The organism is Rhodococcus sp. DT1, assembly GCF_049844875.1.
GTDB lineage: Bacteria > Actinomycetota > Actinomycetes > Mycobacteriales > Mycobacteriaceae > Rhodococcus.
On record NZ_JBNCLW010000006.1, the window covers coordinates 59,845 to 74,389 of the forward strand.

Below are 14,545 nucleotides of genomic sequence, written 5' to 3' on the forward strand. Positions count from 1 at the left end.
CAAAGGAAATACGATGCGGCCCGTCGACCTCGCCCGCGAACACGGGTTGTCCGCACAGGCGATCCGCAATTACGACGATGCGGGCATCTTCCCGCCGACCGGGCGCACCGAGGCCGGCTACCGGTATTACACCCCTCTTCACGCGCAGGCTCTGCGGACCTTCCTCACGTTGCGGCGCGGACACGGGCACCGGCGAGCGACGGACATCATGCGTGCGGTCAATCGGCACGACACCGAGTCCGCCTACCGGCTGATCGACGCGACACACGTCGAGGTGCTCGCCGAACGCGACACCCGAACAGAGGTCGCGACGGTTCTCGGTGGTCTCACCGCGACGGCACCTGCTTCCGTCCCGGGCCGGCCCCTCACGGTGGGCGAACTGGCACGAAGGCTCGGAGTTCACGCGGCGACGCTGCGGGCGTGGGAGTCCCAGGGAATCCTCCGGCCCGAACGTGATCGCGCGACCGGTTACCGCATGTTCGGTGCCGAGTCCGTGCACGACGCCGAGATCGCACGACAGTTGCGCCGGGGCGGCTACCCGCTGCGCCAGGTCGCCCGGTTCCTCGCATCGCTGCGCGACGCGGGCGGTGCGGACGCACTGAGCCGGTTCCTCGGCTCCTGGCAGGCGCGGCTGGCTGTGCGCAGCCGGGACCTCCTTGCCGGCGCGGGGACACTCGACGCCTACCTGTCCCTCCTCGACCACGCCGCGGCCTCCTCCGGCGCTGCTGCACCTTCCGACAGCGCGCCGCCGCCCCACACCGGCTAGGAGGCGGGCTCCCCCGGCTGTCCGGCATCCCCGGCAGAATCGTCCCGGGCAGAGTCGTCCCCGGCACCCCGCACGAGCTGTTCCATCGCGGCCGCGCCGGGGAGATCTCCGGGTGCGACGGTGCGGCCCGTACGGACGTAATGGAATGCCGCACGCACCTTGTTCAATGGAGGCTCGGCCGGTCGCCCGGTGATGCGTGTGATGCGGGCCGCCATGAGCTGCGCCCACGCCAGCCGATATGCGGCCAGCTGCAGACCGACCGACGCCAGTGCGTCCGCGTCGGGCTCGGCACCGGTCTTCCAGTCGATGACCGTCCAGCCTCCGTCGGGATCCTCGAACACCGCATCGATGCGACCACGGATGACGGTGCCGCCCAGCGACGTCTCGAACGGGACTTCCACCTCGACCGGGTTGCGGGCAGCCCACGGCGACCGCAGGAACGCCTCCTGCAGCCGCTCGAAGTGGGATTCGTCGCCGCCTTCGTCGTCGGCGCCGGGAAGTTCGTCGAGGTCGAGCAGACGCGTTGCGCCGAAACGGCGTTCGAGCCACGCGTGGAAGGCGGTACCCCGGCGCGCCAGTGGGTTCGGCCGGAACGGCAGCGGACGACGCAGACGTGCTGCCAGCGCCTCCGGGTCGGTCGCGAGGTCGACCAGTTGGCTGACCGACAGCTGGGCCGGGAGCATCACCTCGGCGGCCCGTTCGAACCGCTGTTCCCGTTCGGCGAGCAACGCATCGACGTCGGCTGCCCAGTCGTCCGGATCGTCCTCGCTGCTGCCGGGCGGATTCGGTTCGCCGGCGTCGAGTGCCGAGAGCACGAGCGCAGCTCCCCGCTGGACGTCGGCACGACGCGAACCGAGCGGGTCGCGAGGCCAGGTGGCACTGCGGGGTGACTCCGTCATGGGGTTGCGAGCACCGGGTTCCGGTGCCGGCTCCCACACCTCGATCGTCCCCAGTTCGCTTCGCGCCGAGACCAATTCGTGCATCTCCTCGAGGAACTCGGACGGGCCCTTCGGTTCGGCCCCCGTATCGCCCCAGTGGTGACCCGACACGAACAGGGCACGCTCGGTGCGCGTGAGCGCGACATAGAACAACCGGCGATCCTCGTCGAGCTTGCGACTCTTGAGGGCACCCTTGTGGCGGTCGATGGCGTTCTCGAGCATCTTGCGATCGAAGATGTCGTCGAGTTCGAGCACCGGCACCCCGTCGGTGCTCGACCCCGGATCGTCGCCCGGCATCGCGCGGTCGCCACGCAGCTGCGGGGGCAATTCGGTGACGGACCCCAGCCACGTCGCGGCGGCAGACGAGGACGGAAAGACGCCCGCGGTGACGTGCGGAACCGCCACGACCTCCCATTCGAGCCCCTTCGCCGAATGGACGGTGAGTATCTGCACCCGTTCGGGGTCGACTTCGACCTCACCCGGCGCGAGCCCCTTTTCGATCTCCTCCGCGGCCGCGAGGTAGCCGAGCAGTCCACCGAGGGTCGCGTGTGTGCGCGCCGCATACGACGCCACCACATCGGCGAACGCGTCGAGGTGCTCACGGCCGGCGATACCGCCGCGACCACCGACTCGCGCTTCCGCTTCGATACCGATTCCGAGGACCCGTTCGACCTCGGCAACGAGTTCGGTGAGCGGCTGGCCGAGACGCTCACGCAGCGAGGCGAGTTCGCGGGCCAGCGCGGTGATGCGCGCGAACCCGAATTCCGAGTACTGGCCCGGATCACCCGGATCGGAGATGGCGTCTGCCAGGCCCGCCTGGTCGGCGTATTCGCCGGGCAGCGAGGAATCGAGTGCCTCGTCGAGCGCATCGGGGTCGGTGACGGCACCGGCCACTCCGTAGCGACCGGCGATGGCGAGTGTCTGGGCGCGTCGCCACAGTGCCTTCAGATCGGCCGCGCCGATCTGCCACCGGGCACCGGTCAGCACACGCACGGCCGCACTGCCGGCCAGCGGGTCGGCCGCGAGCCGCAACATGGCGAGCAGGTCGGCGACCTCGGGCGTGTGCAACAAGCCCCCGATGCCGACGACCTCCACCGGCAGGTCGCGGGCACGCAGGGCTTCGGCGATCGGGGCGGCGTCGGCGTTGCGCCGCACCAGCACCGCCGCACTCGGCGGTGGTTTTCCGGCCTCGCGCGCGGCTGCGTACTCCGCGGCGATGCGGTCGGCGACCCAGTTGCGCTCGGCGTCGATGTCGGTGTGCAGCGCCAACCGCACGTCGCCGGGCACGGCGTCGGGCCGGGGCCGCAGGCGGCTGACCGCCACGCCACGATCGCGCAGGGGTTCGGACGAGACGTTCGCGAGGTCCAGGGCTTCGGGAGGATTGCGCCAGCTGGTCAGCAGTTCGAGGGTGGGCGCGGGACGCCCGCCCGGCAACGCGAAGTCGGTGGCGAATCGCGGGAGGTTCGCCGCCGAGGCGCCGCGCCAGCCGTAGATCGACTGCATCGGGTCGCCCACGGCGGTGACCGCGAGATTCGGGTCCTGAGCACCTCCGAACAGCGATCCGAGCAGCACGCGCTGCGAGTGACCGGTGTCCTGGTATTCGTCGAGCAGCACGGCCCGGAACCGTTCGCGTTCCCCGGCGCCCACTTCGTAATGATCGCGGGCGACCCGCGCGGCGAGCGACATCTGACTGCCGAAGTCCAGGGCGCCTTCCCTGCGGAGGGTGTCGGACAGTCGCTGGACGAGCGGGAGCAACTGCAACCGGTCGTGCTGTGTCTCCAGGTATCCGAGAAGCGTTTTCGACGGTCCGCCGCGCTGGCCCGGCCCTGCCGGCAGCGTATGGATCAGCTTGTCGAGTTCGGTGTGCGCCTCGCGAAGGTCTTCCGGCTCGACGAGATGTTCGGCGAGCTGGCCGGACAGCGCGAGCACCGCCTCCGTCACCGACGCCGGGCTGCGGTCGGTATCGAGTTCGCCGTCCCACGCGCTGACGACCCGGTGGGCGACCTGCCACAATTCCGTTTCCGACAGGAGCGTTGCCGTCGGTTCGATCGGCAGCAGCAAGCCGTGCTCGCCGAGCAACCGGCCGGCGTACGCGTGGTAGGTACCCACCTCGGGCTCACCGGCGAGGATGCGGGCGCGCAGGCCTCCCTCCGGGTCCAGATCCCGGATCAGGGCCGAGCCTGCGAGTTTCGCGAGACGGGTTCGGATGCGGGCGGTGAGCTGTTGGGCGGCCTTGCGCGTGAAGGTCAGTCCCAGCACCTGTTCCGGTTCGACAAGCCCGTTGGCGACGAGCCACACCACCCGTGCGGCCATCGTCTCCGTCTTGCCTGCTCCGGCACCCGCCACGACGAGCACGGGCCCCATGGGCGCTTCGATGACGGCGGCCTGCTCGTCGGTCGGTGGATGTTGTCCGAGCGCCTCGGCCAGCCGGGCGGCACTCACTGAGGGGGTGGTCATCCGTCCGTCACCTGCCTTCCTTCGTCGTGGGCAGGGCAACTGGACAGCACCGGGCAATGCCGGCAGCCGTCGTTGACCTGCGCGAGGAACTGCGGTCCCTGCGTCGCCGCGGCCGCCTCGTGGATCACCTCGCGCCAGTGGGCGAGGCCCTCTTCGTCGAGGGGCGGCTGTAAACGCTGGGTCGCGCCTTCCTTGTTGTGAGGTTTGGCCACGAACACCAGCCGGGCACCACCCGGCGACGACGCCGGTTCCCCTTCGATCGCTCCGGCAGCAGCCGCCACCTGGTACGCGGCGAGCTGTGCGTGGTCGCGCGCGGCGTCCTTGGACACGGGATTCTTCGCGGTCTTGACGTCGACGACGACGGGCCGCCCATCGGGGTCGCGTTCGAGCCGGTCGATGCGACCTTTCAGCCGCACGCGCGGCAGGTCGTCTGAGGGGGGTTCGAGTATTCCGTCGACACTGACCTCGACGCCGATCTCGGTGAGGTCGTTGCGCGTGCCCTGCAGCCAGGTCGAGAACGTGTCGAGCATGCGGCGGGTGCGCTCGAGTTCACGTTTCGCATACCACTCGGACCCCAAATCGACTGAATCCCACGCCTTTTCGAGAGCCTGATCGATGCGCTCGGGCGGGATACGGCCGGCGAGGGCCTGCACGAGCGTGTGGACGAGCGTGCCGGTGACGGCGTGACTGTTCTCGCCGTCGGCACCTCCGTGCCGCTCGAACATCCATCGCAGCGGGCAGGTGACGAGTTGTTCGACGGTGGACGGCGACAACCGCACCGCGTCGTCGTCGGGATCCCACAGCGGCGCCGCGGTGCTGGGATCGGAAGTGCCGTACCACTCGTCGGGGTGGGCACCGCGCACGCCCGCGCGGGCGAGCCGGGCCAGTTGCGCGGCCGCCGTGCGCTGCCGCTCCGGTTCGTGTTCGGCAACCAGCGGATCGCACACCACGCTGCGCAGTTCGGCGACGAGCGCGGGCAACGCGAGCACCCGGATGCGCACCTCTTCGGGCATCTCGGAGTCGGGCACGGCATCGGGATCGTCGCCGCCGAGCAGTTCGTCGACGAACCGCGAACGTACGAGTTCGGTATCGCCGCTCACCGAATCGACCGCGGTGACCAGCAGGTGTGTGCGGGCTCGGCTGCAGGCGACGAGGAACAGCCTGCGCTCGTCGGCGAGCAGTGGTGCCATGCGTGACAACCGCACCGACGCATGCTCGCCACCGTCGGCACCCGACACCGCATCGATGAGCGATTCGATGCCGAGCAGTGTGCCGCGCGCCCGCAGGCTCGGCCACAAGCCTTCCTGCACACCGGCGACCACGACGACATCCCATTCGCGCCCGGCGGCAGAATGCGCGCTGACCACCGTCACCGCTTCGGTCTCGGCGACCAACCGCGTGCGCACGGTGCCGGGAATCTCCTGCTCGGTCAGGTAATCCACGAATCCTGCGATCTGCGCGCGGGGTAGGCGGTCGACATAGTCGGCGGCGGCGTCGAACAGTGCCACGACAGCGTCGAGGTCGCGGTCGGCCTGCGCACCGACCGGTCCGCCGCGGGCCGACGCGGCGGCCCAGCGTCGTTCGAGACCGGTGGCTTGCCAGGCCTCCCACAGCACGTCCTCGAGTCCGCCGCCCCGCAGGGCCGCGGAGCGGGCTTTGCGCAGCACGCCGAGAACCTTTCGCAGCGGCGCGGACTCCACCTCGGTCAGGCCGCGGACGAGGTGAGCGGTCTCGCCGCCCTTGTCACCGTGGTCACCGCCGTCGCCGTCGGTGAGCAGCAGACGCAGCAGTTCCGCAGAGTCGCGGTCGCGCCCGGACGCCAATTCGACGCGGCGCAGACCTCGCCGCAGACGACGCAGGGCGACGGGTTCGGCACCGCCGACCGGACCCGACAGCAGCGCCAGCGCCTCCTCGCCGCCGAACCGGCGACCGGACACTGCCCGCAGCACGAGCAGCAGACCTGCCACGCTGTGCTGCCGGGCGAGAGGCAACTCGGAGGCCGCGGTGGTCATGGGGACGCCGGCGGCGAGCAGCGCGCGTCGCAGCGGTGCGAGGACTCGCGGCACCGATCGGACGACGATCGCCATGCGGGACCAGGGCACTCCGTCGACGAGGTGGGCGCGGCGCAGGGTGTCGGCGACGAGCGCGGCTTCCTTCGCCTGCGACGGCTGCACCACCACCCGCACCGAGCCGGGTTCGGTTGCGGCCTCGGGTGAGATGCCATCGGGCGAGGTGCCATCGGGTGAGGCGGCGCCGCGATGCGGAGGCAGCCCGGGCACTCTGCGCGCGATGCGGTGGGTCACCGCCGCTACCGCGGGCGCGGCCCGGTAATTGGTACCGAGCACGATGCGGCGGGACGGATCGTCGTCGGCCAACCGTTCGAGAAAGGTGGGATCGGCGCCACGGAAACCGAACACGCTCTGGTCGGGGTCGCCCGCGACGGTGCTCGTCCGGGTACCGGTGCCGATCACCCGCACGAGGTGAGCCGCCTGCGGGTCGAGGTGCTGCGCATCGTCGACGAGCAGGTGACGGATCCGGTTGCGCTCGGACGCGAGCAGGTCGGGGTCGGTCGCGAAGGCGGCAAGCGCCGCCCCGACGAGTTCTGCCGCGTCGAGCGCGGGCGCGGTCGCTTCGGGTGCTTCGAGACCGACGGCGCCGCGCAGCAGCATGACCTGCTCGTACCGCTGCGCGAATCGCCCGGCCGCGACCCACTCGGGGCGATCACGCCGCTCGCCCAGTGCGACGAGGTCTTCGGGACCGAGCCCGCGCTCGCTGGCACGCAGCATCAGATCGCGGAGTTCGACGGCGAATCCGGTCATACCGAGGGCGGGGCGGAGTCGCTCGGGCCACCCGGTGGCACCGTCGTCGATGTCGCCACGGAGCAGTTCGCGTAGGACCGCGTCCTGTTCGGCGCCGGTGATCAGTCGCGGCGGCGGGTTGCCGTGCGCAGTTGCCTGTAAGCGCAATACCGCGAACGCGTACGAGTGGACGGTGCGGACCAGCGGCTCCCGGGTGGCGCGTGCACCGGCACCCAGCAGCCCGGCGGTGATCGCCTCGCGCAGCGCTGTCGCGGCGCGGCGGGAGTGGGTGAGTACGAGGACGGACTCGGGATCGACCCCGGAGGAGATGCGATGTACCACCAGGTCGACCAGCAGCGACGTTTTGCCGGTACCGGGCCCGCCGAGCACCTGCCAGGGGCGCCATCGCGGGGCGGGCGGTGCGTCGGCGAACACTGCCCGCACATCGTCGGGCCACGTCCTGGCGGCCGGTGCGACATCCGGTCGCCGGACCAGTCGCGCGGCAGGTCGTCGCGAGCGGTCGGGCGCACGGAGGTCGAGGTCGGGCATATCGACATCCCACCAGAACCCCCCGACAACCGGCCGGTGGCATCTGCCGTCTCCCTGCCCGGAGAATCGTTAACGCCCGGAAGCAACGGGTAGGTAAGGCTAGGTTAAGCTCTGCCTCGGCTGCGGCACCACGCCGCCGACTGTCGACGCAGAACGAGGATCACAGCTATGAACGCCATCCGTAACTACCGGCGCGCCGCAATCGGCGCCCTGGCCGTCATCGCCCTGGCCGGGTGCTCCACTTCCACGACCGACGACGCCGACACCACCGCGGCAGCCCAGACGGTCGCGATCGAGGACAACTTCGGCGAGCAGACCGTGACGACTCCGCCGAAGTCCGTGGTGGCGACGGACAACAGCACGTTCGAGACGCTCGACTCGTGGGGCGTGGACCTGTCGGCCGGCGCCGTGAGCCTGATGCCGAGCACGATCGGGTACAAGCAGGACAGCGACGTCGTCGACCTCGGCACCCACCGCGAGCCGAACCTCGAGGCGGTTGTCGCGGCCGAGCCCGACCTCATCATCAACGGCGGCCGGTTCGCGCAGTTCCGCGGGGACTTCGAGCGCCTCGCGCCCGACGCCGCCATCGTCGAGGTCACTCCGCGCGACGACCAGCCGTTCGACGCCGAGCTCAAGCGCGGCACCACCGTTCTCGGCGAGATCTTCGGCAAGCAGGCCGAAGCCCAGGCCCTCAACGACGCATTCGACGCCTCGATCGCGCGCGTGAAAGCCGCCTACTCCCCCGACACGTCCGTGATGGGCTTGATCACCTCCGGCGGCGAAATCGGCTACGTCGCGCCGAGCACCGGCCGCACGATCGGCCCCATGTTCGACATCTTCGGTTTCACCCCGTCGCTCGAGGTGCCCGAGAGCTCGGACAACCACCAGGGCGACGACATCTCGGTCGAGGCCGTCGCAGCCTCCAACCCCGACCTGATCATCGTGATGGACCGTGACGCGGGAACCGCCAACGGTGGCGGCGAGGGATTCGTCCCCGCGGCGAACATCATCGAGAACACCGAAGCGCTGAAGTCCGTCACCGCCGTCAAGGACGGCAAGGTGATCTTCCTGCCGACCGATACCTACACCAACGAGAGCATCCAGACGTACACGGAGTTCTTCAACTCCCTCGCGGACCTGCTCGAGCAGCAGAAGTCCTGATCTTCGTCACTCCTGGCGCCCGCGGGTTCGTCCCGCGGGCCCAGGCATGAATGCCTCACGGAAGACAGCAGCATCGATGAGCACAACGACGGTTTCCCCGACCCGCAAGGGCCGGTTGTTCGACTGGAAACTCCTCCTGGGAATCCTCGGAGTCTGTGTCCTGCTGACCATGTCGCTGTTCACCGGGGTGTACGACATCTTCGGCGGCGAACAGGGCTGGGAGATGTTCGAGATCACCCGCATCCCCCGGACGATCGCGCTGGTTCTGGCGGGCGCGGCAATGGCGATGTCGGGGCTGGTGATGCAGTTGCTCACCCAGAACCGGTTCGTCGAGCCGACCACCGCCGGCACGACGGAGTGGGCGGGCCTCGGCCTCATCCTGATGATGATCCTCCTGCCCGGATCCGGACTCGTACCGCGGATGATCGGGGCGATCGCCGCCGCCTTCGTCGGCACGATGATCTTCTTCCTGTTCCTCCGCCGCGTCTCGCTGTCCTCGTCCCTCATCGTGCCGATCGTCGGCATCATGCTCGGCGCCGTCGTCGGCTCGATCACGACGTACCTCGCCCTGGCCACCGACATGCTCCAGAGCTTGGGCGTGTGGTTCGCCGGAAGCTTCACCTCCGTCCTGCGGGGACAGTACGAGGTGCTCTGGATCGTCGCCGCGGTTGCGGTCGCGGTGTTCCTGGTCGCGGACCGCCTCACGGTGGCCGGCCTGGGCGAAGACGTGGCGACGAACGTCGGGCTCAACTACACCCGGATCATCTTCCTGGGCACCGGCCTCATCGCTGTGGCCACCGGCGTCGTGACCGTCGTCGTGGGAAATCTGCCGTTCATCGGCCTCATCGTCCCGAACATCGTCTCCATGTTCCGCGGCGACGACCTGCGCAGCAATCTGCCCTGGGTCTGCTTGCTGGGCATCGCGATCGTGACGGTGTGCGACCTCATCGGGCGGACGATCATCGCCCCGTTCGAGGTCCCCGTCTCGCTCATCCTCGGCGTGGTCGGCGCCGTCGTGTTCATCGCTCTACTGCTGCGGAGCCGTCGTCATGCCTGAAACCATGCCCGTCAGCGCGGAACCGGCGGTCGCGGCACCGCCGGCGGAACTTCCCGCGTCGGACGTCTTTCCGAACCCGAAGGCGCGCCGGCGCTACTGGATTCTGCTCGCCGGCCTGTCGCTGCTCGCGTGCTTCTTCGCGGTGGGAACGCTGGTATGGAACAACCCGATGCCGTTCGGGAGTTCCGGCTTCTGGCGGATCACGGAGATGCGGGCGACCAGCCTTGTCGTCATCGCAATCGTCGTGGTGTGCCAGGCCACCGCCACCGTCGCGTTCCAGACGGCCACGAACAATCGGATCATCACACCGTCGATCATGGGATTCGAGGCACTGTACGTCGCGATCTCCACCGCCGCGGTGTACTTTCTGGGTGCCGTCGGAGTCGTTGCACTGCAAGGAACTCCGCAGTTCCTCCTGCAGATCGCGCTGATGGTCTTCTTCTCGCTCGTCCTCTACGGGTGGTTGCTGTCGGGTAAGTACGGCAACCTGCAGGTGATGCTGCTCGTCGGGATCATCCTCGGCGGTGGGCTCGGCTCCGTCTCGACCTTCATGCAGCGACTGCTCACCCCGAGCGAATTCGACATCCTCACCGCGCGGTTGTTCGGGTCCGTGTCCAACGCGGACGCCTCCTACCTCCCCGTCGCGATTCCCCTGTGTCTAGCCGCTGCCGCCGCACTGTGGTGGCGTGCACGGAAACTCAACCTGGTGGCGCTGGGACGCGACATCACCACCAACCTCGGCCTGAATCACCGCCGCGAGATCATGATCGTGCTGTTCCTCGTGTCGGTCCTGATGGCCGTCTCCACCGCCCTCATCGGACCGATGACCTTCCTGGGCTTTCTCGTGGCCACCCTCGCGTACCAGTTCGCGAACACCTACGACCACCGATACGTGTTTCCCGTCGCGGTGCTGACCGGGTTCGTCGTCCTCACGGGGGCCTACTTCGTTCTCAAGAACATCTTCTACGCCGAGGGCGCGGTGTCGATCATCATCGAAGCCGTCGGCGGATCGGTGTTCCTCTACGTCCTCCTCCGAAAGGGCAGACTGTGATCGAGCTCAAGGGCGTCCGCAAGGACTACGGTGACGGGGTGTCGATCGGCCCCGTCGATCTCCAGATTCCGGCGGGCGGTATCACCGCACTGGTCGGGCCCAACGGAGCCGGCAAGTCGACGCTGCTGACGATCATCGGCCGGCTGCTCGGTGCCGATTCCGGTTCGATCGAGATCGCCGGATACGACATCGCCCGCACCCCGTCGAAAGACCTCGCGAAGATCGTCTCGATCCTGCGTCAGGAGAACCACTTCGTCACCCGGCTGACGGTGCGTCAGCTCGTGGGCTTCGGCCGGTTCCCGCATTCGAAGGGCCGCATCACCCGGCAGGATCAGGAGATCATCAGCCGCGCGATCGAGTTCTTCGACCTCGGCCCGCTCGAGAACCGCTATCTCGATCAGCTCTCCGGCGGGCAGCGCCAGCGCGCCTACGTCGCGATGGTGCTGTGCCAGGACACCGACTACGTCCTTCTCGACGAGCCGCTCAACAATCTCGACATGCGGCATTCGGTCCTGATGATGCAGCACCTGCGCCGTGCCGCCGACGAACTCGGGAGGACGGTGGTCATCGTCCTGCACGACATCAACTTTGCCGCGCACTACGCGGACCGGATCTGCGCGGTGAAGAACGGGCGCGTCGTCGAGTTCGGGACCCCGCAGGAGATCGTGGTCGACGACACGCTCACCCGCGTGTTCGACACCCCGGTGACCTGCGTGGACGGCCCCAACGGCCCGCTGGCCGTCTACTACCGGTAGCCGGCTGCGATAGTGGTCGCGTGAACGCTGCCGAGACCCTCCGCACCCACCTGTTCGGCCCCGCCGACGGGCCGCAGATCCTTGCTCTGCACGGGCTCACGGGTCACGGCCGGCGCTGGCGGCACCTCGCGGAGACTCATCTCCCCCACGCCCGGTTCCTCGCACCCGACCTTCGCGGCCACGGCCGATCGCCGTGGACACCGCCCTGGACGTTCGAGCGCCACGTCGACGACCTGCTCCGCGTGCTGGACACGCATGCCTCCGGTCCGGTGACGGTGGTGGGTCATTCCTTCGGGGGCGCTTTGGCGCTGCATCTCGCCGCCGCGGCACCGGAACGCGTGCGAGCGCTCGTCCTGCTCGATCCGGCGATCGCGTTGCCACCGGAGCGGATGCTCGAGGTCGCCGACTCGACGGCCCGCTACCCGGACTACACCGACGAGGCGGAGGCGCGTGCCGAGAAAGTCGGCGCCGACTGGGCCGAAGTCGATCCGGAACTGCTCGACGCGGAGGTCGAAGAGCATCTGGTGGCGCTCGATTCGGGGCGCGTCGCCTGGCGCGTGTGCGTGGCCGCGACGGTGACGTCGTGGAGCGAACTCGCCCGGGACTACGTGTTGCCCCCCGCTCACATCCGGACCGTGTTCGCGCGGGCCGGAAAGGTCCAGCCCGGATACACCTCGCCCGAGTTCCGCGCCGCACTCGCCGACCGGCTGGGATCGAACCTGACGGAGGTGGAGGTGGACTGCGATCACATGATCGAGCAGGCCCGCCCCGCCGAGACCGCCGACCTCATCTCCCGGGTGCTGTAGATGGCCGCGACCACCGACGACCAGATCGAAAAGGTGCGCGCGCTCGTCGCGTCCATCCCGGAGGGGCGCGTGGCCACCTACGGCGACATCGCCGATGCCGCAGAGCTTTCCAGCCCGCGTACGGTCGGCTGGATCATGCGTACCGATACCGCCGACCTGCCGTGGCATCGCGTGGTGCCGGCGTCCGGCAGACCTGCCGCGCACCTCGCCTACCGGCAACTGGCCCGGCTGGCGCTCGAAGGCACACCGATCCGCGGAGACCGAGTGGATCTGGCGCAGGCACGCCACCTCTTCCCCGCCCCGTGACAACGACCTCGCCGGTCGGTCCGGCCATCCGGACCCACCGGCGAGGTGCGTGATTCGCTGGTGCTCAGGCGCGTTCGGGCCTGGCCAACGCCATCGCACCCAACGCGATGACGCCGCTGACGACCATCGCCACCGCCATGGGCACCGCGGTGTCCTCTCCGCCGATTCCGACGAGCGGGGCGATCGCTGCCGCGAGCAGGAACTGGAGCGCACCGAGCAACGCCGAGCCGGTGCCCGCCGCGCGCTGCGCCTGGCCCAGGGCCAAGGTGGTGGCGTTCGCGATGATGAGTCCGAGGCTGCTCATCGTGCACCACAGCAGGATCAGCGTCACCCACATCGCCGGTCCGGCAAGGCTGTTGATGAGCATCAGGACAGACATGGACGCCAGGATCGTGAGGCCGATCCGCAACGTTCGGCCGGAGCCGATCCGGCGGACGATGTTGTCGTTCGCGATACTGCCGATCACGAGACCTATCGCGTTGGCGGTGAACGCCACCGTGTACCAGCCGGTGGACATGCCGTGGACGTTCTGCAGCACGAACGGCGACGCGGAGATGTACGCGAACATCACACCGAAGGCGAAGGCGTACGCGAGTGTGTATCCGACGTACCGGCGGTTCCGGAGTACTTCCCGGGCATCCCGCAGCATCGCGGTGGCGCCGCCTTGGGTGCGGCGCTCGACGGGATGGGTCTCGGCCACCAGAAGCAGCACGGCCAGGAACATGAGGACGGACAAGCCGGCGAGCACCCAGTAGACGGCACGCCAGCCGACGTTCGTGACGATCACACCGCCGACGAGAGGCGCGATGATCGGAGCTACCGCGTTGATGACGACGAGCAGGCTGAACAGCTTGGCAGCCGCGACGCCCTCGGCCCGGTCGGCGATGACGGCGCGGCCGAGCACGATGCCCGCCGCACCGGCGAAGCCCTGCACGAACCGCGCGCCCGCGAGCAATTCGATGGTGGGCGCGAGCGCACTCGCGGCACTGAACACCGCGCACGCGAGGGTGCCGACGAGCAGGAGCGGGCGGCGGCCGAACCGGTCGGACAAGGGGCCGAAGACGAGCTGGCCGATGGCCATTCCGAGCAGGAATGTCGTGAGGGTCAGCTGAATCGCCGACGCGCTCGTGTCGAATTCCTCGGCCATTTCCGGAAAGGCCGGGAGGTACATGTCGATCGCCAGCGGCGCCACTGCCGCGAGGAGAGCCAGGACCGCGATCAACTTCGCCGAGAACGGCGTGCCGCCGGTGTCGTCACCGGTCTCGGTGCTCCCGGGGAGATCCGGCGCCTGGGTGGTCGCGGAGTCATGCTGGGGCATACGTGCCTTTCATTGCCGATGTATATTTAAATGTATATATACATTTAAGAGCTAGTATCGTAGCATGGTGAATCCACGGGACGTAAGCGACAGCGACGTCGACAGCCTCGCCCGGACCTCTCGTTCGCTGGTGTGGGCGCTCCGGAGATTCGGCGAGCGCGAGGCGGGCCTGTCGGCCATGCCGAACTCCGAGATCGAGGTCCTGCGCGCGGTTGCCGAGCGCCCGGGCAGTTCGATTTCGGAGATCGCGCGCGCGCTCGACCTGCAGAACAGCAACGTCAGCACCACCGTCAGCCGCCTCGTCGATCGGGGACTGCTCGAGCGACGCGCCGATCCGAACGACGGGCGATCGCACCGGATTCACCAGACCGACCTGGCCCGGCGCAACAACGCGCTGATCGACGCCATGTGGGCACGGGGCATACGCGATCTGCTCACCACGCTGAGCCCCGAAGAAGCGCACACCCTGATCGAGGCCGCGCCTCTGCTCGCCCGGCTCGGCTCGATGCCCAAGAACTACTGATCGACATTCGGCAGGACACCGGCCCCTGCGAAAACTGCGGCGTCATGGGGCAGCATGAGG

At 69.0% G+C, this 14,545-nt stretch carries 11 protein-coding genes; 8 read left to right on the forward strand and 3 right to left on the reverse strand.

Annotated elements, in window-relative coordinates; translation table 11 throughout:
• The first annotated feature begins 13 nt into the window (after positions 1 to 13).
• Positions 14 to 766, forward strand: a complete 753-nt coding sequence (locus tag ACLQ3J_RS16255; protein WP_169651708.1) for a MerR family transcriptional regulator — start codon at positions 14 to 16, stop codon at positions 764 to 766.
• Here ACLQ3J_RS16255 and ACLQ3J_RS16260 read toward each other — a convergent pair.
• Together ACLQ3J_RS16260 and ACLQ3J_RS16265 are read right to left on the reverse strand one after the other, a co-directional pair.
• Positions 763 to 4,161, reverse strand: a complete 3,399-nt coding sequence (locus ACLQ3J_RS16260; RefSeq protein ID WP_425903900.1) for an ATP-dependent helicase — start codon at positions 4,159 to 4,161, stop codon at positions 763 to 765. The genes ACLQ3J_RS16255 and ACLQ3J_RS16260 overlap by 4 nt on opposite strands.
• Entirely contained in the window at positions 4,158 to 7,508 is a 3,351-nt protein-coding gene (locus ACLQ3J_RS16265; protein WP_425903901.1) for an ATP-dependent helicase, read from the reverse strand. The genes ACLQ3J_RS16260 and ACLQ3J_RS16265 overlap by 4 nt, the downstream gene beginning before the upstream one ends.
• A 168-nt stretch (positions 7,509 to 7,676) precedes the next feature.
• On the opposite strand from ACLQ3J_RS16265, the gene ACLQ3J_RS16270 reads away from it, so the two are divergent.
• The 6 genes from ACLQ3J_RS16270 to ACLQ3J_RS16295 all read left to right on the forward strand — a co-directional run bounded on the left by ACLQ3J_RS16270 (position 7,677) and on the right by ACLQ3J_RS16295 (position 12,644).
• Complete coding sequence (locus ACLQ3J_RS16270; RefSeq protein WP_169619733.1) at positions 7,677 to 8,669, forward strand: siderophore ABC transporter substrate-binding protein; 993 nt, start codon at positions 7,677 to 7,679, stop codon at positions 8,667 to 8,669.
• A 76-nt stretch (positions 8,670 to 8,745) separates the two neighbouring features.
• Positions 8,746 to 9,726 (forward strand): ABC transporter permease, encoded by a 981-nt coding sequence (locus tag ACLQ3J_RS16275; protein ID WP_169619734.1) that lies wholly within the window; start codon positions 8,746 to 8,748, stop codon positions 9,724 to 9,726.
• Complete coding sequence (locus ACLQ3J_RS16280) at positions 9,719 to 10,777, forward strand: iron chelate uptake ABC transporter family permease subunit (RefSeq protein WP_240951956.1); 1,059 nt, start codon at positions 9,719 to 9,721, stop codon at positions 10,775 to 10,777. The genes ACLQ3J_RS16275 and ACLQ3J_RS16280 overlap by 8 nt, the downstream gene beginning before the upstream one ends.
• Entirely contained in the window at positions 10,774 to 11,532 is a 759-nt protein-coding gene (locus ACLQ3J_RS16285; protein ID WP_169619735.1) for an ABC transporter ATP-binding protein, read from the forward strand. Before ACLQ3J_RS16280 ends, ACLQ3J_RS16285 begins: the two co-directional genes overlap by 4 nt.
• 20 nt (positions 11,533 to 11,552) lie before the next feature.
• On the forward strand, positions 11,553 to 12,338 hold the full coding sequence (locus ACLQ3J_RS16290; protein ID WP_169651705.1) for an alpha/beta fold hydrolase: 786 nt from the start codon (positions 11,553 to 11,555) through the stop codon (positions 12,336 to 12,338).
• Positions 12,339 to 12,644 (forward strand): MGMT family protein, encoded by a 306-nt coding sequence (locus ACLQ3J_RS16295; protein WP_169619737.1) that lies wholly within the window; start codon positions 12,339 to 12,341, stop codon positions 12,642 to 12,644.
• Between the two features lie 64 nt (positions 12,645 to 12,708).
• Here ACLQ3J_RS16295 and ACLQ3J_RS16300 read toward each other — a convergent pair whose 3' ends face one another.
• The gene (locus tag ACLQ3J_RS16300) at positions 12,709 to 13,962 is read right to left on the reverse strand and encodes a multidrug effflux MFS transporter (RefSeq protein ID WP_425903904.1); all 1,254 of its coding nucleotides are present in this window, start codon (positions 13,960 to 13,962) and stop codon (positions 12,709 to 12,711) included.
• Between the two features lie 64 nt (positions 13,963 to 14,026).
• Here ACLQ3J_RS16300 and ACLQ3J_RS16305 point away from each other — a divergent pair, with 64 nt between their 5' ends.
• Positions 14,027 to 14,485 (forward strand): MarR family winged helix-turn-helix transcriptional regulator, encoded by a 459-nt coding sequence (locus tag ACLQ3J_RS16305; protein WP_169619739.1) that lies wholly within the window; start codon positions 14,027 to 14,029, stop codon positions 14,483 to 14,485.
• The last annotated feature ends 60 nt before the right edge of the window (positions 14,486 to 14,545 follow it).